This window comes from Dickeya parazeae Ech586, assembly GCF_000025065.1.
Lineage (GTDB): Bacteria > Pseudomonadota > Gammaproteobacteria > Enterobacterales > Enterobacteriaceae > Dickeya > Dickeya zeae.
Map to the genome: position 1 here is coordinate 2,807,669 of NC_013592.1, position 25,855 is coordinate 2,833,523.

Annotated in this window: 25 protein-coding genes and 2 tRNA genes; 14 read left to right on the forward strand and 13 right to left on the reverse strand. The window is 53.4% G+C overall.

Annotated features, from left to right (window positions below):
* The first annotated feature begins 72 nt into the window (after window positions 1-72).
* The 6 genes from DD586_RS12330 (at window position 73) to DD586_RS12355 (ending at window position 6,532) form a co-directional block, all read left to right on the forward strand.
* Window positions 73-1,770 (forward strand): NAD-dependent malic enzyme, encoded by a 1,698-nt coding sequence (locus DD586_RS12330; protein ID WP_012885158.1) that lies wholly within the window; start codon window positions 73-75, stop codon window positions 1,768-1,770.
* A 200-nt stretch (window positions 1,771-1,970) separates the two neighbouring features.
* The gene (gene moeA / locus DD586_RS12335; protein ID WP_012885159.1) at window positions 1,971-3,206 is read left to right on the forward strand and encodes a molybdopterin molybdotransferase MoeA; all 1,236 of its coding nucleotides are present in this window, start codon (window positions 1,971-1,973) and stop codon (window positions 3,204-3,206) included.
* The gene (gene moeB, locus DD586_RS12340) at window positions 3,206-3,964 is read left to right on the forward strand and encodes a molybdopterin-synthase adenylyltransferase MoeB (protein WP_012885160.1); all 759 of its coding nucleotides are present in this window, start codon (window positions 3,206-3,208) and stop codon (window positions 3,962-3,964) included. Before moeA ends, moeB begins: the two co-directional genes overlap by 1 nt.
* Window positions 3,965-4,157: 193 nt before the next feature.
* On the forward strand, window positions 4,158-4,553 hold the full coding sequence (locus DD586_RS12345; RefSeq protein ID WP_012885161.1) for an acyl-CoA thioesterase: 396 nt from the start codon (window positions 4,158-4,160) through the stop codon (window positions 4,551-4,553).
* 109 nt (window positions 4,554-4,662) lie between these two features.
* Window positions 4,663-5,715 carry a glycosyltransferase gene (locus DD586_RS12350; protein WP_012885162.1) on the forward strand — a complete coding sequence of 351 codons (1,053 nt, stop codon included), beginning with the start codon at window positions 4,663-4,665 and terminating at the stop codon, window positions 5,713-5,715.
* Between the two features lie 262 nt (window positions 5,716-5,977).
* A complete protein-coding gene (locus tag DD586_RS12355; protein ID WP_012885163.1) occupies window positions 5,978-6,532 on the forward strand; it encodes a flavodoxin family protein in 555 nt (184 codons plus the stop codon).
* 139 nt (window positions 6,533-6,671) lie between these two features.
* Here the strand turns inward: DD586_RS12355 and DD586_RS12360 are convergent, their stop codons facing one another.
* From DD586_RS12360 to DD586_RS12370, 3 genes are all read right to left on the reverse strand, one after another.
* The gene (locus DD586_RS12360; RefSeq protein WP_012885164.1) at window positions 6,672-8,759 is read right to left on the reverse strand and encodes a discoidin domain-containing protein; all 2,088 of its coding nucleotides are present in this window, start codon (window positions 8,757-8,759) and stop codon (window positions 6,672-6,674) included.
* An 87-nt stretch (window positions 8,760-8,846) separates the two neighbouring features.
* Window positions 8,847-9,194, reverse strand: a complete 348-nt coding sequence (locus DD586_RS12365; RefSeq protein WP_012885165.1) for a DUF3168 domain-containing protein — start codon at window positions 9,192-9,194, stop codon at window positions 8,847-8,849.
* 395 nt (window positions 9,195-9,589) lie between these two features.
* Window positions 9,590-9,679 (reverse strand) — tRNA-Ser (locus DD586_RS12370).
* A 94-nt stretch (window positions 9,680-9,773) separates the two neighbouring features.
* Between DD586_RS12370 and mtfA the strand changes: the two genes are divergently transcribed.
* The 3 genes from mtfA to DD586_RS12385 all read left to right on the forward strand — a co-directional run bounded on the left by mtfA (window position 9,774) and on the right by DD586_RS12385 (window position 11,219).
* Window positions 9,774-10,550 (forward strand): DgsA anti-repressor MtfA, encoded by a 777-nt coding sequence (gene mtfA / locus DD586_RS12375; RefSeq protein WP_012885166.1) that lies wholly within the window; start codon window positions 9,774-9,776, stop codon window positions 10,548-10,550.
* Between the two features lie 124 nt (window positions 10,551-10,674).
* A tRNA-Asn gene (locus tag DD586_RS12380) sits at window positions 10,675-10,750 on the forward strand.
* Window positions 10,751-10,907: 157 nt separating this feature from the next.
* On the forward strand, window positions 10,908-11,219 hold the full coding sequence (locus DD586_RS12385; protein WP_267195264.1) for an amidase family protein: 312 nt from the start codon (window positions 10,908-10,910) through the stop codon (window positions 11,217-11,219).
* Window positions 11,220-11,367: 148 nt separating this feature from the next.
* Here the strand turns inward: DD586_RS12385 and DD586_RS12390 are convergent, their stop codons facing one another.
* Together DD586_RS12390 and DD586_RS12395 are read right to left on the reverse strand one after the other, a co-directional pair.
* Entirely contained in the window at window positions 11,368-12,750 is a 1,383-nt protein-coding gene (locus DD586_RS12390; RefSeq protein ID WP_012885167.1) for an APC family permease, read from the reverse strand.
* Between the two features lie 144 nt (window positions 12,751-12,894).
* Window positions 12,895-13,728: a helix-turn-helix domain-containing protein gene (locus DD586_RS12395; RefSeq protein WP_012885168.1), complete on the reverse strand. Its 834-nt coding sequence runs from the start codon at window positions 13,726-13,728 to the stop codon at window positions 12,895-12,897.
* A 178-nt stretch (window positions 13,729-13,906) separates the two neighbouring features.
* Between DD586_RS12395 and DD586_RS12400 the strand changes: the two genes are divergently transcribed.
* Genes DD586_RS12400 through DD586_RS12410 form a run of 3 tightly spaced genes read left to right on the forward strand, consistent with a single transcriptional unit; the run spans window position 13,907 to window position 16,798 of the window.
* The gene (locus tag DD586_RS12400) at window positions 13,907-15,046 is read left to right on the forward strand and encodes a tyramine oxidase subunit B (protein ID WP_012885169.1); all 1,140 of its coding nucleotides are present in this window, start codon (window positions 13,907-13,909) and stop codon (window positions 15,044-15,046) included.
* A 15-nt stretch (window positions 15,047-15,061) separates the two neighbouring features.
* Window positions 15,062-15,484 carry a RidA family protein gene (locus DD586_RS12405; protein WP_012885170.1) on the forward strand — a complete coding sequence of 141 codons (423 nt, stop codon included), beginning with the start codon at window positions 15,062-15,064 and terminating at the stop codon, window positions 15,482-15,484.
* A gap of 21 nt (window positions 15,485-15,505) precedes the next feature.
* Window positions 15,506-16,798: an NAD(P)/FAD-dependent oxidoreductase gene (locus DD586_RS12410; protein WP_012885171.1), complete on the forward strand. Its 1,293-nt coding sequence runs from the start codon at window positions 15,506-15,508 to the stop codon at window positions 16,796-16,798.
* A 43-nt stretch (window positions 16,799-16,841) separates the two neighbouring features.
* Here DD586_RS12410 and DD586_RS12415 read toward each other — a convergent pair whose 3' ends face one another.
* Complete coding sequence (locus tag DD586_RS12415) at window positions 16,842-17,753, reverse strand: LysR family transcriptional regulator (RefSeq protein ID WP_012885172.1); 912 nt, start codon at window positions 17,751-17,753, stop codon at window positions 16,842-16,844.
* Window positions 17,754-17,849: 96 nt separating this feature from the next.
* Between DD586_RS12415 and DD586_RS12420 the strand changes: the two genes are divergently transcribed.
* Window positions 17,850-18,836: an NAD(P)H-binding protein gene (locus DD586_RS12420; protein ID WP_012885173.1), complete on the forward strand. Its 987-nt coding sequence runs from the start codon at window positions 17,850-17,852 to the stop codon at window positions 18,834-18,836.
* A gap of 705 nt (window positions 18,837-19,541) precedes the next feature.
* On the opposite strand, the gene DD586_RS12425 is transcribed toward DD586_RS12420, so the two are convergent.
* Window positions 19,542-19,967: a phage terminase small subunit gene (locus tag DD586_RS12425; protein WP_012885174.1), complete on the reverse strand. Its 426-nt coding sequence runs from the start codon at window positions 19,965-19,967 to the stop codon at window positions 19,542-19,544.
* 275 nt (window positions 19,968-20,242) lie between these two features.
* Between DD586_RS12425 and DD586_RS12430 the strand changes: the two genes are divergently transcribed.
* Window positions 20,243-21,175 carry a LysR family transcriptional regulator gene (locus DD586_RS12430; RefSeq protein ID WP_012885175.1) on the forward strand — a complete coding sequence of 311 codons (933 nt, stop codon included), beginning with the start codon at window positions 20,243-20,245 and terminating at the stop codon, window positions 21,173-21,175.
* Here DD586_RS12430 and mdcH read toward each other — a convergent pair.
* From mdcH to mdcC, 6 genes are all read right to left on the reverse strand, one after another.
* A complete protein-coding gene (gene mdcH, locus DD586_RS12435; protein WP_012885176.1) occupies window positions 21,159-22,067 on the reverse strand; it encodes a malonate decarboxylase subunit epsilon in 909 nt (302 codons plus the stop codon). The genes DD586_RS12430 and mdcH overlap by 17 nt on opposite strands.
* A gap of 1 nt (window position 22,068) precedes the next feature.
* Window positions 22,069-22,686: a malonate decarboxylase holo-ACP synthase gene (locus DD586_RS12440; protein WP_012885177.1), complete on the reverse strand. Its 618-nt coding sequence runs from the start codon at window positions 22,684-22,686 to the stop codon at window positions 22,069-22,071.
* A gap of 21 nt (window positions 22,687-22,707) precedes the next feature.
* Window positions 22,708-23,667 (reverse strand): AEC family transporter, encoded by a 960-nt coding sequence (locus DD586_RS12445; protein ID WP_012885178.1) that lies wholly within the window; start codon window positions 23,665-23,667, stop codon window positions 22,708-22,710.
* 259 nt (window positions 23,668-23,926) lie between these two features.
* Window positions 23,927-24,727, reverse strand: coding sequence for a biotin-independent malonate decarboxylase subunit gamma (gene mdcE / locus DD586_RS12450; protein WP_012885179.1), 801 nt, complete (start codon window positions 24,725-24,727; stop codon window positions 23,927-23,929).
* Entirely contained in the window at window positions 24,724-25,557 is an 834-nt protein-coding gene (locus tag DD586_RS12455; RefSeq protein ID WP_012885180.1) for a biotin-independent malonate decarboxylase subunit beta, read from the reverse strand. The genes mdcE and DD586_RS12455 overlap by 4 nt, the downstream gene beginning before the upstream one ends.
* The gene (mdcC, locus tag DD586_RS12460; RefSeq protein WP_012885181.1) at window positions 25,550-25,849 is read right to left on the reverse strand and encodes a malonate decarboxylase acyl carrier protein; all 300 of its coding nucleotides are present in this window, start codon (window positions 25,847-25,849) and stop codon (window positions 25,550-25,552) included. Before mdcC ends, DD586_RS12455 begins: the two co-directional genes overlap by 8 nt.
* Window positions 25,850-25,855: the final 6 nt, after the last annotated feature.

Here is a 25,855-nt window from a genome sequence, read left to right on the forward strand (position 1 = left end):
AAGATCCCGGTATCGATCGCTTCCCGCTGGTTCTCCCGAACCGGTTTCAGCTACCAAAGAGTCGAAAAAGTCATGGAATTGGAATACGAAAGTAAACGTCCGCTCTACATCCCTTATGCTGGTCCTCTCCTGCTCGAGTTTCCCCTTCTGAACAAAGGCAGCGCCTTTACCGAAGAAGAACGTGGTCACTTCAACCTGCACGGTCTGCTGCCTGAAGCGGTAGAAACCATTGAAGAACAAGCAGAACGCGCCTGGCGGCAGTATCAGGAATTCAAGAACGATATGGAAAAACACGTGTACCTGCGTAATATCCAGGACACGAACGAAACCCTGTTCTACCGCCTGCTGGAAAACCACCTGAGCGAAATGATGCCGATCATTTACACGCCGACGGTTGGTGCCGCTTGTGAGCACTTCTCCGACATTTATCGTCGTGCCCGTGGTCTGTTCATCTCCTATCCTAACCGTGAGCATATCGACGATATGCTGCAAAACGCCACCAAACAGAACGTAAAAGTCATCGTGGTGACGGACGGCGAGCGTATTCTGGGTCTGGGCGACCAGGGTATCGGCGGTATGGGGATTCCGATCGGTAAGCTGTCATTGTACACCGCGTGCGGCGGCATCAGCCCAGCGTATACCCTGCCGGTAGTACTGGATGTCGGTACCAACAACCCGCAACTGCTCAACGACCCGCTGTACATGGGCTGGCGTCACCCGCGTATTACCGGTGACGAATACTATGAATTCGTGAACGAATTCATTCAGGCGGTGAAACGTCGCTGGCCGAACGTTCTGCTGCAGTTCGAAGACTTCGCACAGAACAACGCCATGCCGTTGCTGAACCGCTACCGTGATGAAATCTGTAGCTTCAACGACGACATTCAAGGCACCGCCGCCGTAGCACTGGGCAGCCTGATCGCCGCCAGCCGTGCTGCAGGCAGCCAGTTACGTGATCAGACCGTGGCTTTCCTGGGTGCTGGTTCCGCCGGTTGCGGTATCGCCGAGCAGATTATCGCACAGATGAAGTCTGAAGGCCTGAGCGACGAAGAAGCCCGCGCCCGCGTATTCATGGTAGACCGTTTTGGCCTGTTGACCGACAAACTGCCTAACCTGCTCGACTTCCAGAGCAAGCTGGTGCAGAAAAGCGACAAACTGGCTCAGTGGGACGTCACCCGTGACGCCATCTCGTTGATGGATGTGATGCGTAACGCCAAGCCGACTATCCTGATCGGCGTATCAGGTCAGCCGGGCCTGTTCACGGAAGAAATCATCCGTGAAATGCACCGCAATTGCGCTCGCCCAATCGTGATGCCGTTGTCTAACCCGACATCTCGTGTGGAAGCGCGTCCGGAAGATATCATCCGCTGGACCGACGGTGCCGCACTGGTCGCGACCGGTAGCCCGTTCTCCCCGGTAAAACACAAAGACAAGGTTTACCCGATCGCGCAGTGCAACAACTCCTACATTTTCCCAGGTATCGGTCTGGGTGTGTTGGCCAGTGGCGCGAAACGTATTACTGATGGCATGCTGATGGCATCCAGCCGTGCGCTGGCTGACTGCTCTCCGCTGGCGAATCAGGGTGAAGGCGCACTGCTGCCAGATGTCGACACCATTCAGGAAGTATCCAAACACATCGCGCTGGAAGTGGCTAAAGCCGCCCAGTTGCAGGGTGTGGCGGAAGTGACGTCTGAAGATGCGCTGGTCAAAGCGATTGCGCATAACTTCTGGCATCCGCAGTACCGTACCTACAAGCGCACCTCGTTCTGATAGTGCGTGCCGATTGCCCTGATTGCAGGGCAATCACGTTTTCAGACGCGGCTTCGGCCGCGTTTTTTTATCCTTTTCCCTTCTGATACTCATCATTCTCCCCCCCGTCGATTTCTGCCATAATGGCACGCTATCGATACATCAATGTCATACCTGTTTTGCCTGCCCTGCCATGCAACGAACGGGTGTGTGGAGCTGCCATGGATACTTCGGGTTTACTCTCTCTGGAACAAGCGCGGCACGCCATGCTGACGCAAGTTTCCGCACTTACCGCCACAGAAACCGTTTCTATCTATCAGGCTGCCGGTCGTATTACCGCCACCGCGGTGACCTCGCCTATCAATGTGCCGCCATTCGACAATTCGGCGATGGACGGCTATGCCGTGCGGTGTCATGAGCTCACCGCCCAGCCGTTGCCAGTAGCAGGTAAAGCATTTGCTGGCGCGCCGTTTGACACGGATTGGCCTGCAGGCAGTTGTATCCGCATTATGACCGGTGCGGCGATTCCCGCCGGTGCCGACGCGGTGGTCATGCAGGAGGAAACGCAAAGCGAGGCCGATGGCCGGATTCGTTTCACCCATGCGGTGAAACCGGGCCAGAATATCCGCCGTATCGGTGAGGACATCCAGCAGCAGGCGCAGGTTCTGCCTGCGGGTACGCGACTAGGGACGGCCGAATTGCCGTTACTGGCATCACTGGGTATTGCCAGCATATCGGTAATACGTCGCCTGCGAGTGGCGCTATTTTCCACCGGCGACGAGCTACAACCCGTTGGCGAGCCGTTGCAATCAGGGCAAATTTACGATACCAACCGCTTTGCGGTACGACTGATGCTCGAACAACTGGGCCATGAGGTGATAGACCTTGGCATCGTGCGCGATGACCCCACAGCACTGCGTGAAGTCTTTCAGCAGGCGGATCAGTCTGCCGATGTGGTGATCAGCAGCGGTGGCGTATCAGTAGGAGAAGCGGATTACACCAAACAGATGCTGGAAGCGCTGGGAGATATCCGCTTCTGGAAACTGGCCATCAAACCCGGTAAGCCGTTTGCCTTCGGCAAGCTGAGCCACGCCTGGTTCTGCGGGTTGCCGGGTAATCCGGTCTCCGCCGCGGTGACGTTTTACCAGCTCGTACAGCCTCTGCTGGCACAGTTGTCCGGCCATAGCGGGTGGTCGTTACCGGCGCGTTTCCGGGTAAAAACAGCAACGCCGCTGAAAAAATCACCCGGCCGACTGGATTTCCAACGCGGCGTGTTAACCCGCAACGAACAGGGCGACCTGGAAGTGCGTACCACCGGGCATCAAGGCTCGCATGTGTTCAGTTCTTTCAGTCTCGGTAACTGTTTCATCGTATTAGAAGCAGAGCGCGGCCGTGTTGACGCGGGCGAATGGGTGGAAGTCGAACCCTTCAACTCACTGCTACAGAGCCACTACTGATGCTGCCTGAACTGACTGATGAAGAAACCCTGCGTTATAACCGGCAAATCGTCCTGCGCGGGTTTGATTTTGACGCACAGGAGCGCTTGAAAGCCGCTCGGGTATTGATTGTCGGGTTAGGTGGGCTGGGTTGTGCCGCCTCTCAGTATCTGGCATCAGCCGGTGTCGGCCAACTCACCCTGCTGGATTTTGATACCGTGTCACTGTCCAACCTGCAACGTCAGGTATTACATCGCGATGATCGCATTGGCATGCCCAAAGTCGAGTCTGCACGTCAGACCTTGCAGCGCATCAACCCACACGTTCAGATAACACCGATTCAGGATAATCTGGACGATGACGCGCTACAGGCCGTCGTGATGCAACACGATGTCGTGGTGGATTGCACCGACAATGTGTCCATCCGTGAGCGGCTTAACCACCTCTGTTTTCTGCAGAAAATACCGCTGGTCTCCGGTGCGGCGATCCGCATGGAAGGACAAATCAGCGTTTTTACCTATCAACCGCAGGAGCCTTGCTACCGCTGCCTTAGCCGTTTGTTTGGCGACAGTGCGCTCACCTGTGTCGAAGCGGGCGTGATGGCGCCGCTGGTTGGTGTGATAGGGTCATTGCAGGCGCTGGAAACCATCAAGTTGCTGGCGCACTACGGCCAACCGTTGGCGGGTAAATTGCTGCTGTTTGATGCGATGACGATGCAATTTCGCGAAATGCGCTTATCGAAGAATCCGGACTGTGACACCTGTGGGCAGGCGACCTGACCGTCGGCTCCAGCAGAAACAGAAACTGCTGGCGTGGTGCGAATCCTGACGAAAGAACACGACACGGTCGCCACAGCCTCAGACATCTTCCCTAAACGGCCGTTAGACGACTTTAATCGACCAACGGCCAGACCGCTGTAACGGAATTAGTGTAAGATAGCCTCGTTCCTGTTACCCATAAGGTCGTCGTATCATGACACAAGCATTAACCGCGGAAGAGCGCATTCAGCAATCCATCACCCGGGTCGCCAAAGTCGTCTTTCCTACCACTATCAACCACCATTCCACGTTGTTTGGCGGCACCGCACTGGCATGGATGGATGAGATCTCTTTTATTACTGCCACCCGTTTTTGCCATAAACCCCTGGTCACCGTTTCTACTGAAAAGATCAATTTCACGACGCCCATCCCATCAGGCACGATTGTGGAGCTGGTCGGGCAGGTCAGCCGGGTCGGACGCACCAGCCTGACCGTGGATGTGTCGGTCTATCTGGAGCAGATGTACGCCGAAGGGCGCACCAAAGTGATTACCGGTCAGTTCAATTTTGTGGCAGTCAATGACGAAGGACGCCCAGTTCCGCTATTCTGATGGCGGACGCATCGGTGTTGCGATGCATAATAGTGCACGATAATTGCACCAATGATGTCTTCTGGTGACATGATATCGGCGAACTCTTTTCCTCTGGCGGGTAAATATAATGATTTCCGTCTGTATGATAATGAAAAACGAAGCCAGGCATCTTGCCAGCACACTGGCCTCTATCGCGGCGCATTTTGACGATATTATCGTTGTCGATACAGGTTCTACCGATGATTCCAAAGCCATTGCCCGCCAGTTCACCCCTCATGTTTATGACTTCGCCTGGGTCGCCGATTTCTCCGCAGCCCGTAATGCGTCTCTGGATTATGCGCGTTACGATTGGGTTCTTGTGGTTGATGCCGATGAAGAGGTCGACTCGGTTGATATTGACGCATTGCACGCTCTGATAAAAGCGCATCCGCACTCGATAGGCCGCGTAGAACGCATCAATTACCTGGACGAAGGAAACGATACCACCACCGTTCGTGAATCCATCAATCGACTATTCCGCAAAGATAGGTATCACTACAGCGGTATTATTCACGAGCAAGTGACACCACGAGACACTACAACGCCCCTGGCGCAGCCATTTATGGCGCCAATCCGGCTCAATCACGTGGGATATAGAAAGGAAGTCTTACAGGATACCGATAAGGTTTCACGCAATATCACGTTACTGAAGCAGGCGCTCACAACGCAGAAAGATGACCCATACCTGCTGTTCCAACTAGGCAAAAGTTATTATCTGAAACGCGACTATCCGACAGCCATTCACTATTTTCAACAGGCAATACGCTTCGAGACCAATTTTACTTACGAATACACCGAAGACCTGATTGAAACTTATGGCTATGCGCTAATCAATGCCGGAAAATATGCAGAAGCGATGGATATCATTCATTATGAATCCCACTTTTCATCGACGGATTTTATTTTTTTAAAAGCGCTTATTCTGATGAATAATGGCCAGTTGCAGAATGCCGTCGATTTATTCGTACAATGTACAAACATGCCGATAGGGAATAAAGAAGGCGTCAACTCCTATAAAGCCAACTACAATATCGGCGTTATTTTGGAATGTGTCGGCATGAAGCAGCAGGCCCTGGAATTTTACCAAAAATGCGGTAGTTACGCGTTAGCGCGTGACGGCATCCAGCGGCTGGTTCATTAAAGCGTCGGGTACAGATATCCTCAGCATGTCTGGTGGATATCTGTCTTATTCATTTTATTCATATCATAGAAAAGAAATACGCTATTAGTTCGTATTTGATTATTTTCATTCAAATTATCAACCTCGGGTTACCACAGGGTAACTTAGGTACTTTCGGGTAATTCATTGTTTATAAAAATGGGACGCGATAATATGCCGACATCGTTGAATAGGGTTTATGGTTTTACCAACGCTTTTATGCGTCCATACATGAGGAAATACTATGAGTAAGCTCGCGGTTGTCTACTATTCCGGCTACGGCCACACCAAACATATCGCTGAACTGGTTGCAGAGAGTGCACAGGCAAGCCTGATCGCTATTGATAGCAACGGCGATATCACCGACGCCGACTGGGAAACACTGAACGCCGCAAATGGCATCATTTTCGGTGCGCCGACCTACATGGGCAACGTACCGTGGCAGTTCAAAAAATTTGCTGATGCCAGCTCCAAAATCTGGTTTACCCGTGGCTGGCAGGACAAAGTATTTGGCGGTTTCGCCAACAGCGCCAGCCTGAACGGCGACAAGCAAGTTACCCTGATTTATCTGCAGACGCTGGCGGCACAGCACGGCGGTATCTGGGTTAGCCTGGGACAAGCTCCAGCTAACGCGCTGGCTTCCACCCGTAACGATGCCAACAACCTCGGTGGTTCTGCCGGTGCACTGATTCAGTCTCCGTCTGACGCTGGTGCGGATGCCATCCCGGCAGGCGACCTGGAAACCGCTAAACTGTACGGCGCACGTGTTGCGGAGATTACCCGCCGCCTGCACGGTTAATAGTGTTTACTTTAGCTATTCATATGCCCGGTTTAACCGGGCATTTTTTTGTCTATAGATCCTTCTCTGGACGTTCTATAGATAAAAGGCGGGCTGAGAGTATCAGCCCGCCAGTCTATTGATGCGTATAGGTCAGAGATTACGGTTGCTGATAGGCCAGCTTGTAGTTACCCGCCGCAACGGTTTTAAACGTCACTTTATCGGGATACCACCGTATTTCCACTTCAGCTTCAGTTTGTTTTTTCCAGGCAGAAGACACCGCTGATAGTATAATCTGGTCTACCTGTGCATCATCAGTAGCACCATTAGGCACAGAGAAACCAAACGCAAAAGCAATATTATCAGGTACCCCCTGTGTATTCGCATATAACAGTGCCCATTGAGTACTAGTTAAAGCATTCAGTGCTGAAACTGACACACCTTGGGTATTTAATTTATCTGCGCCGTTACGGTCAATAGTTAATGTGCCAATAGAAATAAACGCACTACCATTCCATGTAAACCATTCATTCCCATCTCGCGACACAGCCATTTTTACTGCACCTGCACCTGTTTGCGTTACTGTAGCTGTCACTGTGGATAATAAGCTATAGGATTTAATATTTTTCAGGCTTGCTGTTTTAGCAATCTGTGGCGCTGGTGACACAACAACATTTAATTTTCCATCCTGATTTGAGATTAGTTTTTTTACAATAACATTCGTTATTTTTCCAGACGTAGCGAAACCAGTCGCAGAGATATCAGATGCAACTGATGGTACTGAAACCTGTTTAAGAGCACCTCCAGAAGCAGTGTAGTAATTGTTATCGCTGGCCTGAATTAGTACGTATTGACTATTTTTGATAAGGCGTAACTCATATATATTACATCCGGCATTCGAGAGTAGACGATAATAAGAATATGAAACTGAAGATTGTAGTGTTCTTGTTAATTTAAATTCACCACCGTTGCCAGTATCTAACGTATCCCATGTACCATTATCATTACTACCCTGGAAGCTCCACGTTCCAACAAAGCTAGCATTGAGATAAAAGCTATCGATAGTAGTTTTGTTTTGAAACGCTACACTAATGTTTGCTGGGCCGATGGGCGGTTTCCAGCAAGTCCCCGCATTGCCATCAAATGCCTTCCATGGGTAGTTAATTTCATGGACGCTGCTTGCAGACACAGTTATCCCTGATGCTGAAGTGTTTGATGTTAAAATAGGAATAATCGATGCGTAGGTAGAAATCTGTATGTCACTGACAGGAATTTCAGGGAGTGATGCCTCGTAAATTTCACCCACGGAATTGAGTGTTATATCACCACCAATGTATGGCTTCATGACGCCATTAAACACCAAACCATCAGTTGCAATCATGCCAGTGCCATTATCAAAACTGTTCACAACAACCGGACTGGCAGCCGCCGCTTCCTCTTTTAACGCAAAAGCCTCGAAACTGTAATCCATAGAACCGGTAGTGCTGAACGGAAAGGTGAATACCTGATTCGCCGTCGCACCACTACGCGTTACTACGGTATAACCACTACCGCCATTGTTTCCGCCCCCGCTATTACTACCTGTCGCACTGACAACCAACTGATTGTTGGTTGTATCGTAATTCAGGGAAACACCTTGTCCGGCTGCCAGGGTCGCCACCAGAACTTTACGCACCGCGTCAGTGAAGTCGGTAATTTGCGAGGCGGTATGGGTGTGGTTTGCCAGATCGGACTTATGCACTACGTCACTTAATCCCAGATTAGCGACAAACTGCGCTTTATCCGGAATATCCGCACCATTGAGGGTTTTATCCATCATGCGGCTCACGGCATCAGTCAAATCTGGCAGCGTTTTCACCACCACACTCTGGCCGCTATTATCCGTCAGTGTCACCTGGCCGCGCTCGGTCAGCACTTGTTTCCACTGAGTCAGTTGGGACTGGTAACCTGCCAACATCGCCGCAATCTGCGCCACATAAGCAGCGTGATCGAAGGTATCGTTACTGCCAAACACGGGAATAGCGTAATGCACACCATTAGCGGTACAACCGCTATATTCACTGGCCAGCATCAGCTCGGTGTCCGACACGACGGAGGCAATTTCATAAATCTTAATGCCGCAATCAGCAAAAATCAGCAACATGCTGCCGGCACTAACGCCATTATTCTTATCTGCCCACAGAGTATTTTCACCCAAGACGACTTTGCTGCCAGAAAATAAAGACAAACTACCTGATTTATACCACATAACATCATTCCTTTATTGCATGAAACGGTCAAAAGCAGGCCAACAAAACACAAAGTGAGTGTTGACAATAAATCTAAATCCGAATAATTAACGAGAGATGTCAACTTCCAGTGTCATACGGAATTTTTCGTACTCCACATCAAAGTCGTTATATTCGATGGTCTTATTCGGCTGCAATACTGACAGCGCCGTTCGTACCTGTTCACGCAACGCGCGGGCTTCAGCTACGGTATGCGCATAACAGTCTGCACTGACCGTGACCTTCTGGCTGGCCAACTGCTGAGAGCCGTTATAATTATTTTCCTGACTCAGTGAAAAAAGAATAAATGGATGTTTCTGGTGTGGCGCATGATAGTCACAGCAGGGCACGGCATAAGCATAAACACGGCCATACGCCAATTTACCCAACAGTGGATAGATATCTTCTTCAGTCATTTCAATCAGCCTTATTTAGACAATGAATAAAATCTATTTTCACCAGTTCAGTAGAAAATAGGCTCTTTCGAAAACGTATCGCTTCGGTCATTATCATAAAGGGATTGAACACCACACTTCTCGCGTTCATTGTTGTGCCATCAACCAGAAACAACAGCGCTGGATGCTGCACCTTCATTATTAACAAACAATAAAGTGAGACGGCATAACGATAGCTCCATGAGCCCTGGACCTGGACCTGGATATCAATGACAATAACTTATGGTATAAGAATGGTAATTTCATGACGGCTCTGCCAGAAACAGCCACCATCGGATGTTAGGCTACGCCATGCGCTGATGAGGGATACATCGACGAAAAAATGCAGGATAGAGTGAACAGCGAAAAGAAATGAGTGGCGGAGAGAGGGGGATTTGAACCCCCGGTAGAGTTGCCCCTACTCCGGTTTTCGAGACCGGTCCGTTCAGCCGCTCCGGCATCTCTCCACGAAATTGGTGCCTATAATGCCCTGTTTTATGGCATGTTAACAAGAACAAACCGACGCCTTTGAATTCAAGTGATGACTTAGCGAGCAACACCATGATGAAGTGGCAATGGAAATCCCCTACACCCGATGCGTTTTCAGACTGGCAAGAGGCGCTATCAATCCCGCTGTTAACGCCACTGGCAGAACCGGAGCGACAACAGATAGCGATGGTGGCCAGACAATTTTTACGTCAAAAACGCCTGGTGCCGTTACAGGGGTTAACGCTCACCGAGCTGATGGCGCAACGCATCGCATTGCTATTCTCACTGCCGGTGCTGGAACTCGGTATTGAATGGCTTGATGGCTTTCATGATGTGCTGATCCACCCCGCACCTTTCATGGTAGATGGCGAGTGGATGGATGAGTTCGGTCTGGTGCATAGCGGCCCCAACGTTCAGTCCGGCCAAAGCTGGGATCAGGGACCAATCGTACTGAACTGGCTGGAGATTCAGGACTCGTTTGATCTTTCCGGGTTCAATCTGATTATCCATGAAGTGGCACACAAGCTAGACAAACGTGGCAATGAACGCCCTTCTGGCGTACCGGCGATGCCGCTACGCGACATCGCGCATTGGGAACAAACCCTGCACGCTGCCATGGAGGCATTGCGCGAAGAAATCGAGCTGGTAGGAGAAGACGCTGCCAGCATGGATCCTTACGCCGCCACCGACCCCGCCGAGTGTTTCGCTGTGCTGTCTGAATATTTCTTCAGCGCGCCTGACTTGCTGGTGGAACGTTTCCCGGAGGTATACCGGAATTTTTGCGGCTTTTATCGTCAGGACCCGCTGGAGCGCTTGCAACGCTGGCAGGCAATACCGCCAGCCGACTGATTTATCACCATAATGATGATGAACTCTGCGGATTGTACATAAGCCAAGCAGTCAGTACGGAATGTCGGTTTTGCCCGTTGACAGCACAGGGCACCACAGATAAGATTCGCCCCGTTCCAACGATTCCTCTGTAGTTCAGTCGGTAGAACGGCGGACTGTTAATCCGTATGTCACTGGTTCGAGTCCAGTCAGAGGAGCCAAATTCAGGAAAAGCAGATGTCGCAAGGCATTTGCTTTTTTGCTTTTTATTTAGCGTAATAGCGTGAAAGTCATGCCCCTCCCCACGTAACGTTCCCCCAGAGTAATCCCCCCAGGCTTGAGAGTGGTCGAATACACGGCACTGACTATGTGATGGCCGTGAATGCCATACACGCGCTGGGACGTCGCTTCGCCCATTTCATGACGCAATACGACCTGATTCTTACACCGACGCTGACACAGGCCCCGCCGCTTATCGGCCAACTGGATGCCTTCGATGATACGCTGAGCCTGCGCGATGTTATTGAAGGGTTTCATCATTATTGTCCGTTTACCGCATTATTTAACGCTACTGGCCAATCCGCCATGTCTGTCCCGCTTTACTGGACGCCGGAAGGGTTACCTCTTGGTTCACACTTTGCGCCCGCTTTGGTGATGAGCAAACACTGTTGTCACTCGCCGCCGGGCTAGAGCGCGTGAAACCGTGGGCGAAATACATCCCCCCGATTAACGCGCTGAGTTAACCCATCCAGTTGGCGTCTAAAAAAACAGTAAAAGGCGCTCCCCACACAACGTGAGGGCGCGCCTTTTTCGTTGCTAAGACAGAACGTCTTCTGTCTTAGATTCTCACGGTACGCAGTGATGACATGTAATACCCCGCCAGCGCACAGGCAGCAATAACCCACGGAATCGTCTTCACCACCACGGAATCACTGCCGCTCAAGGACTGCAGATTGTTGACGACCAGAATAATGGTGATGGACATGAAAATAACCGATAGCAGTGGGGCCCAGAAGACCTGCAGGCGGCTATCGTCGGTGGACATACGGCGGAAGAACATCACCACCGCAGCCGATACGCCCAATTGCAAAATCAGAATGCATAGGGTCGCCACTGCTGAACCGATGGCAAAGATATGCACCATCGGATCCAAGCCTGCTATCCCGATTCCAAGCAGCAATATCAACAGGATAACGCTGTGCAGATGGCTGGCATTATGCGGAGTGCCGTTGGTCAGGTGGGTTTTGCTCAGCGCTTTCCAGATAAGTCCATCACGGCTGATGCTAAAGATGTAACGCGAAATGTTGTTGTGAAAGGCCAGAGAAGCAGCGAACAGGCTGGTGATCAACAGCACTGACATACTATCGACCGCCCACTGTCCGACATACTGGCGAGTAATATTGAAGACAAAATTACCGGGGTCTTTGCTGGCAATGGCGACAATGTCATTGAAGCCATACGCCTGCACCAGCGACCAACTGGTGAAACAGAAAAAAGCGGTGATCAGCAGCAAGGCGCAGAGGGTGGCACGTGGTACGGTTTTCTGCGGGTCACGGCACTCTTCAGCGTAAATGGCTGTTGATTCAAAACCGATAAAGGAAGCGATAGTAAAAATGAAGGCGATTCCAAGGTTACCGTGCATGAACACCGAAGGTTCAAACGACTCGACGGTGTAGGAACCGGCTTTCTTTACCAGCAGCATGACGTCAGTCAACAGTACGATGGCAACTTCAGCCAGCATCAGCACGCCCAGCAGCTTGCCCCCCACCTCAACCCGCTTGATGCCCAGCACCCAGGCAATCACCGTGAATACCATGCTCAGCGTCCACCAGGGAAGATGCAAACTGACATGTTCTTCCAAAAACAGCTGGGTAAAAAAGCCGAGCATGGCAATAATCGCCACCTGGATAGAGGCGTAAGCCATCAACGCCAGCACAGAGGCTGATGCCCCCCAGTGGTCGCCTAACCCCTTGGAGATATAGGTGTAGAACGCACCGGCATTATTGACGTAGCGGCTCATGGCGATAAAACCCACCGCAAACGTCATCAAAATAACGCACGACAGGATATAAAACACCGGAATGCCGCCGCCGTTGCCGGAAATAATCGCTATCGGCAGGCCACCGACCACGCCAGTCAAAGGCGATGCGGCCGCGACTACAAAAAAGACCAGGGAAAATAAGCCCAACGTATTTTTGCGTAAACCATGATTGTTATTCATCGTTAGCGTCTCCGTGAAAGAGAGTGAAATTTTTCAGACAATCTGCGTTGCCTGAAGCAGGTAACTTCACTGCATCATTTCTCCGTGTACGCGGATAGAAAAAATCGGACAGAGCAACGGTGCAGGCCTGCACCGTTGTGGTGCTTAGTGGTAGCGCAGGCGATGGAGTAACGCATCGTCTGCAATGTGTCGCTGATAATCGCACGGTGTAATACTGACGAACTTCTTAAATTCGCGCAGAAAGTGCGACTGGTCGCTAAAACCAAGGTCAAACGCCAGGTTGCTAAAGGAAATATCTTCTTGTGAATGAATGCGGTGCAGTGCGGACTGGCCGCGCAGAATACGACTAAATGCTTTCGGTGATAACCCGGTGTCCTGGCGGAACTGTCGTTGAATAGTCCGGCATGTATAGCCGGTCAATGTTTCCAGTTGATCGATACGGATATTCCCCTTTTGCTGCACCATCGCCCGAATAATTGAGGTGGTGACGGATGAGGACTTACGCACCAGCCTTGGCATGAAATGGGCATTAAATAATGAGATTTGCCGCGAAAAATTACGCTCCTGCACAATTTGCTCAAACGCCAACCGGGCATCTGGCACCACGTCAAGAAAGCTGAATTCACGGTTGGCGATCTCTTCGGCCATCACATCAAGAAAATCAGGAATAACACCCGGCGCAAAACGCACGCCGAAATAATGATGGTTGTGCAGCATGTCGGCACCACGTGCTTCTAGCGTGGTACCACACACACGACCTTTAGGATTGAGCGGATCGCAATCAAAAACGATATCAACACAACCGTCAGGCACCGCCAGCGTCATCCCTGCCGTTTGCGCTACATCGAAGCTGTAAAAATGTGAAATTGCCGGGTTTTCTGAGGCGGTCACCGAGTAATGCGGCGCTGAATTGAGCACAAACCACGGCTGTTCCGGGAGAAAACTTCCCGCAGGGCGACAAAGGGAATGTTCAGACATGACACGCTCCGATATGGACTAAACCTATCGCCAGATAATGCAAACCCTGTGCCACGCTGATGTCGCAAATATTCAATACAGGCCGACTGCCGTCACGTATTTCTATGGTCATTCACCTGCACGCCGGTCGCACTGTGGCGACGGCGATACTGAAAATAAAACAGAAAGAGGCCAGACCATGACTGATTCAACCCGGATTGATTTTATCTACCTGTCGGAGCAGGACATGATCCGTGCGGGGGTTACCGACATGCCCGCTTGCGTCGACACCATGGAGGAGATGTTTGGTTTGCTTTATCGGGGGGACTACCGCATGGCTGGCGCGAATAACGATTCACATGGCGCGATGGTGACCTTCCCGGAAAACTCGCCGTTCCCCACCATGCCAAAGCCAACGGCCGATCGCCGTTTAATGGCGATGCCCGCCTATCTTGGCGGCAGTTTTGGCACCGCCGGGGTGAAGTGGTATGGCTCGAATATCGCCAACCGCGAAAAGGGGCTACCGCGATCCATTCTGATGTTCACGCTCAGCGATGCCGATACCGGCGCACCGCTGGCGCATATGTCTGCCAACCTGCTCTCGGCCTATCGTACCGGTGCGGTGCCCGGCGTTGGGGCACGTCATCTGGCGCGCAAAGATTCACGGGTGATTGGCTTGCTGGGGCCAGGCGTGATGGGGAAAACCTCCGTGTCGGCGTTTATCGCTGTCTGTCCGCTGATTGATACCATCAAAGTGAAGGGGCGTGGTCAGCGTAGCCTCGATCATTTCATCACCTGGGTAAACACCACTTACCCGCAAATCAAACATATCGATGTCGTCGACACGTTGGAAGCCGTGGTGCGAGATTCAGATATCGTCACGTATTGCAGCTCTGGCGAAGTCGGCAATCCTGACAGCTATCCGCTGGTGAAACGCGAATGGGTAAAACCCGGTGCCTTCCTTGCCATGCCCGCGCTGTGCAACATCGACGCCGGAATGGAGCAGAGCGATGTGCGTAAAGTACTCGATAACACCGGCCTCTATCAGGCCTGGTTTGAAGAAGTCCCAAAACCTGCACATAAAACGATTCCGGTGATTGGCGTGCGTTTTATGGACATGATTGCCGAAGGGAAACTGACGACAGAGCAACTGGAAGATATCGGTAAGATCGTGGCCGGTGATGCGCCGGGGCGTCAGAACGACGACGAAATTATCATCATGTCGGTGGGTGGCATGCCAGTGGAAGATGTGGCCTGGGGAACCGTGATATATCGCAATGCGCTGGCTAATGACATCGGCGTGAAATTAAACCTGTGGGAAACCCCGGTACTGAGCTAATTAAGGGCAATCAGCATGACAACTATCATCAAAGTAAAAACGGGCTCGAAATTTGAAGAAATGGGCAGCTACTCACGCATTGTCGCGGTGGATAACTGGATTTATGTCTCGAATACCGCGGGTCGCAATCCGGTCAGCCAGGAAATCCCGGCTGATGTGAGTGAACAGACGTTGCAAGTGTTCGCCAATATTGAAACGGCGCTGGCAGCCATTGATGCCTCGCTGAAAGATATCGTGTTCTCGCGGGTGTTTATTCAGGATCCAGACGATGTACCAACAGTCATGGCCATCATCGGGGATAAGTTTCGGGGTATCAATCCTGCCACCACGGTGACCTGTCCACCGTTGGGCTCGACGGTTTACAAAGTGGAATTGGAGGTCACTGCGTACCGTGGGGCCGCCAGTGCTGACGTTCAGGAAATCACCGTTGCGCGGTAAGGCGCAACAAGGAGGCGCACGATGTCACCAGAAATTACCCCCGTTACCACATCATCTGATTTTCCTGAATCCACCACTGTCGTCATTATTGGCGGTGGCATTGTCGGTTTAACCGCTGCGCTGACGCTGGCAGAGCGCAATATTCCGGTAGTGGTGCTGGAGAAAGGACGCATTGCGGGTGAGCAGTCATCGCGCAATCTGGGCTGGATTCGTAAAACCAGCCGTGCCGCCGATGACATCCCTCTGGCGCAGGCGGCTGATCGCCTGTGGGCTGAAATGGCAGCACGCGTTGGCTGTGATGTGGGTTATCGTCAGGCAGGCATTATGTTCATTGCCCGCAGTGAAGCACAGATGGCGCTACACGAAAGCTGGTATAAAGCGGTCGCGCCGCTTGCGCTGGATACCCTACTGCTGAGTAAAGCAGACATCGCCGAGCGAGTACCGGGTGGGAAAGGTACATGGGCTGGGGGGATTTTTACCGCTTCCGATGGCCGTGCAGAGCCGACACTGGCGGCGAGCGCGATTGCTCGTGCGGCTATCGCCAAAGGCGCGATCATCGTTGAACAGTGTGCCGTGCGCACGCTGGAGACAAGTGGTGGCAAGGTGAGTGGTGTAGTCACCGAGCGAGGTGAAATTCGCTGCGAGCACGTACTGCTGGCGGCAGGTGCCTGGTCGCGGCGTTTTCTTGGCAATCTGGGTATTGCGTTACCCACGCTGCCGCTGATTTGTTCGGTGTTGCGTACTCAGCCGCTGGAAGGGCCAACCACCATCGCTGTCGGTGCACCGGACTTCTCATTTCGTCAACATCAGGATGGCGGTTTTATTATTACTCAGCGTGGCGCACTGGATGCACCGTTGACACTCGACCACCTGCTGATTGGGATGCGTTATCTACCGCAACTGCGCCAGGCGCGTGACAACCTGCGCATTTCACTTGGCAAATACTTTGTTAAAGATTTGGCGCTGGCCCGCCGCTGGCGCAGTGATAGCCTCTCGCCGTTCGAGCGCATTCGCACGCTTGACCCTGCGGCGAATCCAGCGCTGAATCAGGAAGCGATGCGTAACCTGTGTGCAGCCTGGCCGGTATTTGAGCAGGCGAAAGTGGCACAGGCATGGGCTGGCGTGATCGATGTAACGCCAGATTCCAATCCGGTGATAGGGGATGTCGCGGCACTGAGGGGCCTGACGCTGGCAACCGGTTTCTCCGGCCACGGTTTCGGTACATCGCCAGCCGCTGGGCAGTTGGCTGCTGACCTGGTATCAGGCCATACGCCGCTGATTGACCCAACGCCGTATCGCTTTGCTCGTTTCTGACAGCATGCGCGATTTATCGCGCACTGCCCGTTAAACGAAACGTTCACCGTTTATGTGCCCGATGGATGTATTCCTGTAATCCCTCTGCCAGCATATCGAAAACCCGTTTGCAGCACGGGCTATGGCGCAAGTCTTCGTGCATGACTACCCATGTATCCAGGTGCAGCGAAAAAAAATCAGGGAGTACCCGCTGAAGTGGAATACCCCCATCGGCAAGTTGTACCTGACAGATGCCGATACCTGCACTGGCGCGAATCAGATTCAGCTGTGCCAGGTCGCTGTCTGTACGCATAGAAAAGACATCGCGCTGGAACTGAGGGTACTGTTTTAATGCCTTGCGGATAAGGGGCGTGCTCTGATCAAAACCGATCAGAGCATGCGTCAGCAAATCATCGATACTTTCGGGTGCTCCCTGTCGCGCAAGATATGCCTCAGACGCGTGCAGACCGAGTTCGATCCTGCCCAGGCAACGTGCGACAAGCTGCTCCTGTAATGGTGGCACCATGCGTACGGCAATATCGGCTTCCCGGTGAAGAACATCCTGAAACCGGTTTGACAGCACTAACTCGATCGCTATTTTCGGGTAGGCCTGCCTGATCCGGGTAATGAGTGGCGGTAGTACCTCAGCCCCAATCACTTCACTGGCAGAAACGCGCACTACCCCACGTATGGCTGCGCTGTCCATACTCAAGTTGGCTGCGGTTCGCAAAAGCGCGTTAGCAGTGCTCTCCATGGTTTCTGCATGTGCCTTTAGCGCCAGCGCAGCATCAGTCGCCAGCAAGCCGGTCTGGGAACGTGTGAATAACACCTGACCGAGGGCTGACTCCAGCCCGGCAACGTGGCGCCCCGCCGTTGGCTGCGTAATCTCAAGCGTACGTGATGCACCCGATAGCGACCCTTCCCTCAGCACAGCCAGAAATGTTCGGTACCACTCCCATGGAATAGATGTTGTCATACAAAAATGTATAGCCGCTCAATAAAGATATGCAATTTCATTGGACATGGACCAGGAGTACGCTGTCAAGCATCAATCGATTAAGAGGTGAAAGACATGGAAACCAAAGGCAATGTGCTCATACTGGGGGCGACTGGCGGCCTTGGCGGTGAGGTGACGCGGCGGCTCATTCAGGAAAAGTGGAGCGTACGGGCACTGAAACGTGGGTTACCGGTCAGCACGCAGAATGATGGCATCCAGTGGGTGACGGGGGATGCTCTTGATGCACAACAGGTCGCGACAGCCGCAGCGGGATGCAGTGTGATCGTTCACGCTGTCAACCCGCCCGGCTACCGCAACTGGAAAAGTCTGGTATTGCCCATGCTGCGTAACACGATAAACGCAGCAGAACAAAGCGGAGCCTTAATTGTGCTCCCCGGCTCCGTTTACAACTATGGACCCGATGCCTTTCCGCTATTACGCGAAGACGCCAGCCAGATGCCGGTGACAAGAAAAGGCGCTATCAGAGTTCAAATGGAGAAAGAGCTGCTGGCCTACTCACAGCGTGGTGGCCGGGTGTTAATCGTCCGTACGGGGGACTTTTTTGGCCCGCTGGCCGGTAATAACTGGTTTTCGCAAGGGCTGATCAAGCCGGGTAAACGTCCGGATGTGATTAACAATCCCGGTTCGGCCGGAATCGGCCATCAGTGGGCCTATTTACCTGATATTGCCGAAACAATTGCTGCGCTACTGGCTCGCCGGGCGGAGCTTGAACCGTTTGCCTGCTTCCACATGCAAGGTCATTGGGATCACGACGGTACCGACATGGTAACCGCGATTCAGCGGGTCACCGCCAGCTATGGTGGCGTTGCCAAAATACAGCCATTTCCCTGGTGGTTCATTTATATGGCAGCCCTTTTCAATGTGACCTTGCGTGAGCTGTTAGAAATGCGCTACCTGTGGCGCCAGCCAGTACGCCTGCACAATGCCAAACTCGTTAAGTTTTTAGGTGCAGAGCCGCATACCCCTCTTGATGAAGCGGTTCACATGACACTGCGAGGCCTGGGTTGTATTGGTGATAAGCCATCTGAGGTTGGCGCATAATAGCGCCAAAAAAATGAATTGCTGTATATCGGTCATGCCGAATACTTTAATTTTCCAGAAAATTATAAAAAACCATCACAAGCCTAATAAGCATTAAATACATCACTACTTCACACCTCAGTTATGAATATAAAAATGGTGTTCTACTGAGAACACCACTCTCAGAAAATCAGTGTGTTGCTTTTTTAGTGCCATACGTGTTTGTATATGGATTATAATTACCCTTAGTACTAAAATTATTATATTGCGTGGAGTCTTTTGATGTCCTTTGATATGGGGGAACATATGTTCCATTATTTTTAATATACCCAGTTACCTTTTCATGACTCGAGCTGCTCCCTGTTCCATAACCATATGTCTTCGGTGCACTATAACCACTTCCTGTATATGAGTGGTGCCCACCGCCTTTTGCAAAAGCACCGCTTGCAATTAATAAAGAAAAACACGCAATAATTAGCTTTTTTATAATATCACCCCGCAATTAATTGAGCCTATAAGAGAAGACTTTTAACTATAGACATAGATTAAGAGAAATGGGTTTGGCTCGATCAAATGTGCATTTTTAAATGCATAATCGTTCTGCTGGCTACTACAACGGCTAGTAGCCTTCGATTTTATTCGTATACACCATCCTTTTATCTGCCCCAGCCGTTTCAATTTTTGCCGGGCAAGAACAATAACGTATACCGCTCACAAAGCACTCTGCTATACCAGTATTATCTGTTGAATATTCAGATGGTGCGACAGCTCACGCATAATAACCAGATAGCTGATAAACCCGGTTTCATCCGGGAATTCGCCGTCGCGTTTGGGACTGCCGGAAATCACATCCGCTACCCGGTTGAATACATCCTCGATCTGCGGCTGGGTCAGCATGTCATGGCTGCCCGTGATGCGGGCAATCTCTTTAAGGTAAGGGTCGGCGCATGAAGCCTGTTGCGCGACCTGACGTAGTGCCGATGTCGCCTGAAGCACATCTTCAATGGTGGCAATCGCCATCTCGACTTCATAAGCGGATGGAATGGTGTGGCGAAAAAAACGATGAGCAATGGCCTGATACCCCAGCGGCAAAACGACTTCGGGGGCGGTGAAACTCACGTGATCATCACCAATAGTGAACAGCTCATTCATCGTCGACATTCCTGCAGCAACACTCTAATGCCTAAAACAATAGCGCTGATACACCAGAAAAGGAAACGCCCCTTTTAATTGGCGGTCAGGATTCACGTTGCGTCGCTAGTAGCAACACGCGCGTGTACTCTCCGCTGGCCGATAAAGGCTCCGCCCCCTATCAGATATCACAACAAACAATACCGATCTCCCCTTTTATCACGCATTGCAGGTACAATTCTCGCCACGGTTTAGCGATTGGTATCCACCGCCCCACCACATATTATGAGCCCAACATGCTAACAGACAGCGACATCACCTTCCGTAAACTTGAGATTTTCAAGACTTTCATGGAAACCGGCACCATCACCCGCACCGCGGAACGCCTTGGGTTGAGCGGTGTCAGCGTGCACCGGGCGTTGCATACGCTGGAAGAAGGCGTGCGCTGCCCGCTGTTTATCCATAAAGGTCGCAATCTGGTGGCGCTACCTGCGGCACATACACTGCTGGAATACAGCCAGGAAGCGATGTTGCTGATGGAACGGGGGCTGGAAGAGACCCGCAAGACCGCAGGCGTCGGTCAGGGGCGACTGCGTATCGGCACACTGTATTCGCTAACACTGGAAACGGTGCCGCGCCTGATTATGGGCGTCAAACTGCGCCGTCCCGATCTGGAGCTGGATTTGACCATGGGGTCGAATCAGCGTCTGCTCGCCATGCTGGATGACCAACAGCTTGACGCGATCCTTATCTCGCTGTCCGACGACACGATTGATCGTAACCGGTTAGAGTGTCTGCCGTTGTTTGAGGATAATATTTGTCTGGCGGCACCGGCCAGCGCGCAGCTCGATACCCACCAACCGGCCGACCTGCGGGATTTTCATCACCAGCGGTTCGTTTCACTGTCTGAAGGGTTTGCCACCTATGCCGGTTTTCAGGAGGCGTTTCACATTGCAGGCTTTGAACCGGAGATCGTCACGCGGGTGGGTGATATCTTTTCCATGCTGAGTCTGGTGCAGGCTGGCGTCGGCTTTACCCTGATCCCCGAGCGGATGAAAAAGGTATACGAGAACGATGTGCAACTGCTACCACTGGCAGCGCCTTATCAGATGCGCCAGCTTATCGCCATCGTCTTCGCTCGCAATCGCGAGCACGACCCGAATCTGCTGGCGCTGGTGGCCGAAGGCCGCATGTACGCCCGCAGCCTGAATACTACCTCTGCGCCCTAAGTTGCGCCGTGCGGTGGATGACCACATCGCTACCGCTGCGCTCCAGTGAAAATGCCTCGCTGCGACTAAACGCCTGTTTCGCCAGACAGGTCAGCACGCCACCCGGTGGCATCTCAATCGCCAGCCCGACATCGCGCTCTTCCGCCGCCACCATCGCCTCATGCCAGCGCACGGTGCGCGCCATGTTCATCGCCAGATCGTCTGCAATACGCTCCGGTTGCCAGATAGCGCGGGCGGAGCTGCCACTGAGGTAACAGCAGCGGGGAGGAGAAAAGGATACTGACGCCATCGCCGCCGCCAGTTGCCTGGCGGGCGCATCGAGCAGAGCACAGTGCGACGGCACGCTAACGTGCAGGCGTTGCGCCCGGCTGGCACCGCGTTGCAGTGCCTGTTCCGCCACCTGTGCCATGCTTTCATCGCTACCGGCAATCACAATTTGCCGTTCAGCATTCAGGTTGGCGATATACGCCCCGCTGCCGGGCAGCAAGGCTTCCACTTCGGACTGGCTTAAGCCCATAATCGCGGTCAATCCGTAGCCTTGCGGGTATGCCTGTTCCATCAGATCACCGCGCAACGCCACCAGCCGTAACGCATCGTCAAAACGCAGCACCCCGGCTATCACCGCCGCCGGAAACGCGCCAATCGATAAACCGCTGACCATGTCCGGCATCAGGTCACGCGCCATCAGCGCTCTGGCCCAGGCCACCCCGGTTATCAACAGGCACAGTTGCACCGCGCGGGTGTGTCGTAATGCCTGCGGGGTATCCAGTTGGTAAACCTCATCCCCCAACACGGCAACCGCCTCATCCAACACACTCGTCTCGGCAGGCAATTGCTGCAACATGCCGGCGTACTGGGCGCCCTGTCCGGGGAAGGTAAACAGAATTTTCATTTTACGGCTCCATTGCCCACGGGTCGCTGACCCGCTTCGGGCCGTGGTTGGTTTTTAACAGCACCTGTCCATCGCGTAACCATTCAGCCAGCGCAAAGCCCCCGTTGGGCGTTTCAATTTGCGTATCAGCCCGGCACAGCGGCGATGCGGATAGCAGCCGCTGCCAGTTTTCCAGCGCGTCACGCTCCAGCGCCTGTGGCGCGCGAATCAGCAGGTCCAGGTCGCTGGCGGTATGCAGTACCGGCACTTGCGTTGCCAGCGCGTAGGCGGTAGCACCGGTGATGCCCCATTGCCACGGCCAGTGCTGTTGCGCCAGTTGAATCGCAAGCTGTACCGGTGGCTGAGAGACAAACGATGAATGCAATAGCGATGACAGGTTGCTCAGACTCTCCGGCGTAACCACCCGAACAATCTGCGCTGCTGCTACCCACCCGGCAGCACGCTGGTCGCGGCGCAGGCCGCGCACACCCACCGGAATACGCCCGGCCGGGTCAACGTCACGCCGCACCACCACCGGCAGCGCCGGTTGCCATTGGCTCGCTACCCAAGGGGCATCAATGCCCTCCAGCGTATCGCGGGAGGCAAGCCATAACAGATCGTGCGGACGTGTCGTTACCATGATTCAGACTCCTGATGTCGTTCAAATACCTGACGTTAGCGTGATAAACAGCGGCAGCGACAGGATACAGAGAACGGAGCTTAACAGCAGCACGGCTTCCGCATCCGGCGATTGCACGCCAAAGCGGTTACCGAACACCACCCCGAAAAACCCGGCGGACAGCGCAATCATCAGAATCGCGGTGATCGCCACCGAGCCGTGTAATCCCAGTACCAGTACGATACCCCATGCCAACGCTGGTTGAATCAGCAACTTGGTCAATACCGCAGTGGTGACCATCGAATTCAGTTTTAACTGGCGTGCAGACAGAATAACCCCGGTCAGGAAGAGCGCAGTCGCAGTGGCGGATAACCCCAGCGGTTTGATCGCCGACAACAACAGTTCTGGCATACGGATACCGATGGCGGACAACACGACACCCAGCAGCGGCCCTAACACGATCGGTTTTTTCAGCGAACGCCACATCAACACCGGCAGCATCGACAGCGTAGAGGTCTGATTGCCGCCAGACGCCAGTGCCTTCTCACGCTCCAGAATCAGCAGGCAGAACGGCGTCATTAATACCGAACCACAGGCAATAGAGACCGCCACGGAAAGTGATGTCGATGAGCCGTCGCCCAGCACACTGCCGAGGATCGGCAAACCGAGTGCCGCGTAATTGGGCAGCGCAACGGTCAGTGTCAGCACCGCGGCATCCTGCGGCGTTTTATGGAATACCTTGACGGCCAGAAAGTAGATAGCGGCATAGGTTATCCACATCGCCAACGTCAACACCACGATCAGCGGAGACTGCTGGACAATACCGGACCAGGGCGTTTGCACGGTGGCGCTAAACAACGCCGCTGGCAAAGCAAAATCCATCACGAAAATATTGAGCAGCGCGACGTTCTTGTTATCCACCAGCTTGGCTTTGCCCGCCCAGAATCCCAGCAGCATGATGATAAAAATGGGCGCGAGGGCATGAACAATTACATAAGTCATATCGTATTCACCTGTAATAAAAAGAGTATCAGTTCCAGCACGATGGTTTGGCTTGTGTCCGCACAGTGGCGGGCGCAATGTCTGTCGATGTTCAGACGGCCGTTTTTTCAGACAAAAGGACTCCTGCAGGCGCTTAATGGCACCTTGCCCTGTTATCTGGCAGGTCTCTTTATTGGCTTACCGATAATAGGTGGCCGTCGTGGTTCAACACGAACCAGCCACCGGTGTGTGACTTAGCTGTAAACGTGGTTGAGCACGCTTACCACTGCGCCCTCATACGCTCACGAACGAGGGAAGAACTGCGCCGGTTGTCCGCACCCAGCCGCGTTTTCAGCGACGGATCACGGCGGGCATCGGCCACCGCCTGTTGCAGTGCCGCGCTCACCTGCGACAAATCGTCGGCGGACGGCGCATCCGGGTTAGCGATATCCAGCAGCGTTGATAACAACCCCAGCGTGGCGTAGTTGCGAATGTCATACGCCATCGGCGGGATGGTCGCAGCCAGCTTCTCCAGGTCTTCCACACTTCTGAGCGTGATACGCGCCGCTGAGGCTTTGCCCATGGCGTGAATTTGGACTTCCGGGTCATTAAAGGCGATCAGTCGGTTAGCCTGATAGCCATGAGCCAGAAATGCCCCAGACATCGCTTTGCCGACGATCAACCCAATAACCGGGTGACCGGCAAGGCGCGCCTGGGCATAGGCCCCGGCCGACGCCGCCAGCGCCTGATGGATGCCGAAGGCTTCTTCCCGGCGACCATACGCCTGACTGGGCACATCAATTACCGCTACGATCGGGCGTTTCTTCTCGCTGTTGCGATCGGCCGCGATCGTTTCATGCACCACCTTCGCCAGCGTCCAGCCTTCCAGCAAGCCAACTTCGCCTTTTACCGCACGCGGGTAGTGGTTATTCGCGTCGGGAACCACGGCGATAAAACGTACCGGCTCACCGGCGATATCGCCGTCTGCCACCTGTACCGACGGGCACAGCTCGCTCAGGCGTGGTTTTCCGGGTGCCAGCGCGTCTAACCATAGCGCGCCGCGATGTGCTACCTGACTCATGGTTTTACCTCCCCGAAAAGCTGTTGGATCTGTTGCGTGTCGGCCTGTATGCGGGTATCGGCGTCAGTCAGACGTGTCAGATACCACGCATACTTATCCGAACGGTGTTGCGCCGGTACGCCGTGGGCAAGGGCATCATTCACCGCGTGTTTGACGGCGTTAATGCCATCGGCCACCAGACTGTCGGCCAGACCGCTGTGGTGACGAATCTCACCGCCGGTCATACTCCAGATGAACGGACGATCGCGCGAGTCGTACTCGGCGACGCCGGCTTCCTGTTCAATCACCTGCGGACCATTCAGACCCAGACGTGCCTCGCGGGTAACAATCAGGTGGCTGCACAGCGCCGCGGCGATCGACATGCCGCCAAAGCAACCCACCGTCCCGGCGATGATGCCGATAACCGGCGTGTAACGACGCAAGTCGACAATCGCCGCATGGATATCAGCGATCGCCGCCAGGCCCAGATTGGCTTCCTGCAACCGTACCCCGCCCGTTTCCAGACACAGAATCGCCTGCGTCGGAATGCCGTTACGCTGGTCCTCAGCCGCCAGTTCCAGCGCCGCAGCCATCTTGGCCCCGGAGACTTCCCCCATACTGCCGCCCTGAAATGCCCCTTCAATCGCGATGACGACGGTCGGTTTGCCCTGCAACGTGCCTTTCGCGACTACCATGCCGTCGTCAGACTGCACCACGATCCCTTGCTGCCCCAGCCACGGCGACACCATACCGTCAAACGGGCCGAGCAACTCGCGGTAGCTGCCTTCATCGAGCAGTGCGTGGGCGCGTTCCCGCGCTTTAAGTTCGATAAAACTGCGGTCGTCACGCATAACTCACCCCTTCAAAAACCTGTTCGATACGGATGCGTGCCACACCGGGCGTGGCACCGAAATCATGGATGGTCATGGTGCCGGCCGTCAGGCTGCCAAGCGAACTTAACCGGGAAAACAGCGCCTGCCAGCGCGCCCGGCTGTTATCCACCGACGTGGTGATGTCGATGGTAAGCGTCTGTCCGGCATCCGCCGTCAACAGCACTTCCATATCACCGGATCCCACCACGCCCGCCAGTGCGTTGCCGCTGGCCGTGCGGGTAGCCGGGAATGACAATGTAATGTGTTCCATAACACC

Bases quoted from the DNA above. Each gene is read 5' to 3' on its own strand.
- DD586_RS12400 (WP_012885169.1), top strand. From the start codon at position 13,907: ATGACTGATTCAACCCGGATTGATTTTATCTACCTGTCGGAGCAGGAC.
- DD586_RS12425 (WP_012885174.1), bottom strand. From the start codon at position 19,967: ATGAATGAGCTGTTCACTATTGGTGATGATCACGTGAGTTTCACCGCC.
- DD586_RS12365 (WP_012885165.1), bottom strand. From the start codon at position 9,194: ATGACTGAAGAAGATATCTATCCACTGTTGGGTAAATTGGCGTATGGC.
- DD586_RS12395 (WP_012885168.1), bottom strand. From the start codon at position 13,728: ATGTCTGAACATTCCCTTTGTCGCCCTGCGGGAAGTTTTCTCCCGGAA.
- DD586_RS12350 (WP_012885162.1), top strand. From the start codon at position 4,663: ATGATTTCCGTCTGTATGATAATGAAAAACGAAGCCAGGCATCTTGCC.
- DD586_RS12355 (WP_012885163.1), top strand. From the start codon at position 5,978: ATGAGTAAGCTCGCGGTTGTCTACTATTCCGGCTACGGCCACACCAAA.
- DD586_RS12415 (WP_012885172.1), bottom strand. From the start codon at position 17,753: ATGACAACATCTATTCCATGGGAGTGGTACCGAACATTTCTGGCTGTG.
- DD586_RS12430 (WP_012885175.1), top strand. From the start codon at position 20,243: ATGCTAACAGACAGCGACATCACCTTCCGTAAACTTGAGATTTTCAAG.
- mdcH (WP_012885176.1), bottom strand. From the start codon at position 22,067: ATGAAAATTCTGTTTACCTTCCCCGGACAGGGCGCCCAGTACGCCGGC.
- DD586_RS12345 (WP_012885161.1), top strand. From the start codon at position 4,158: ATGACACAAGCATTAACCGCGGAAGAGCGCATTCAGCAATCCATCACC.
- DD586_RS12410 (WP_012885171.1), top strand. From the start codon at position 15,506: ATGTCACCAGAAATTACCCCCGTTACCACATCATCTGATTTTCCTGAA.
- DD586_RS12445 (WP_012885178.1), bottom strand. From the start codon at position 23,667: ATGACTTATGTAATTGTTCATGCCCTCGCGCCCATTTTTATCATCATG.
- DD586_RS12455 (WP_012885180.1), bottom strand. From the start codon at position 25,557: ATGCGTGACGACCGCAGTTTTATCGAACTTAAAGCGCGGGAACGCGCC.
- DD586_RS12390 (WP_012885167.1), bottom strand. From the start codon at position 12,750: ATGAATAACAATCATGGTTTACGCAAAAATACGTTGGGCTTATTTTCC.
- moeB (WP_012885160.1), top strand. From the start codon at position 3,206: ATGCTGCCTGAACTGACTGATGAAGAAACCCTGCGTTATAACCGGCAA.
- DD586_RS12405 (WP_012885170.1), top strand. From the start codon at position 15,062: ATGACAACTATCATCAAAGTAAAAACGGGCTCGAAATTTGAAGAAATG.
- mtfA (WP_012885166.1), top strand. From the start codon at position 9,774: ATGATGAAGTGGCAATGGAAATCCCCTACACCCGATGCGTTTTCAGAC.
- moeA (WP_012885159.1), top strand. From the start codon at position 1,971: ATGGATACTTCGGGTTTACTCTCTCTGGAACAAGCGCGGCACGCCATG.
- DD586_RS12360 (WP_012885164.1), bottom strand. From the start codon at position 8,759: ATGTGGTATAAATCAGGTAGTTTGTCTTTATTTTCTGGCAGCAAAGTC.
- DD586_RS12330 (WP_012885158.1), top strand. From the start codon at position 73: ATGGAATTGGAATACGAAAGTAAACGTCCGCTCTACATCCCTTATGCT.
- DD586_RS12440 (WP_012885177.1), bottom strand. From the start codon at position 22,686: ATGGTAACGACACGTCCGCACGATCTGTTATGGCTTGCCTCCCGCGAT.
- mdcC (WP_012885181.1), bottom strand. From the start codon at position 25,849: ATGGAACACATTACATTGTCATTCCCGGCTACCCGCACGGCCAGCGGC.
- DD586_RS12420 (WP_012885173.1), top strand. From the start codon at position 17,850: ATGGAAACCAAAGGCAATGTGCTCATACTGGGGGCGACTGGCGGCCTT.
- mdcE (WP_012885179.1), bottom strand. From the start codon at position 24,727: ATGAGTCAGGTAGCACATCGCGGCGCGCTATGGTTAGACGCGCTGGCA.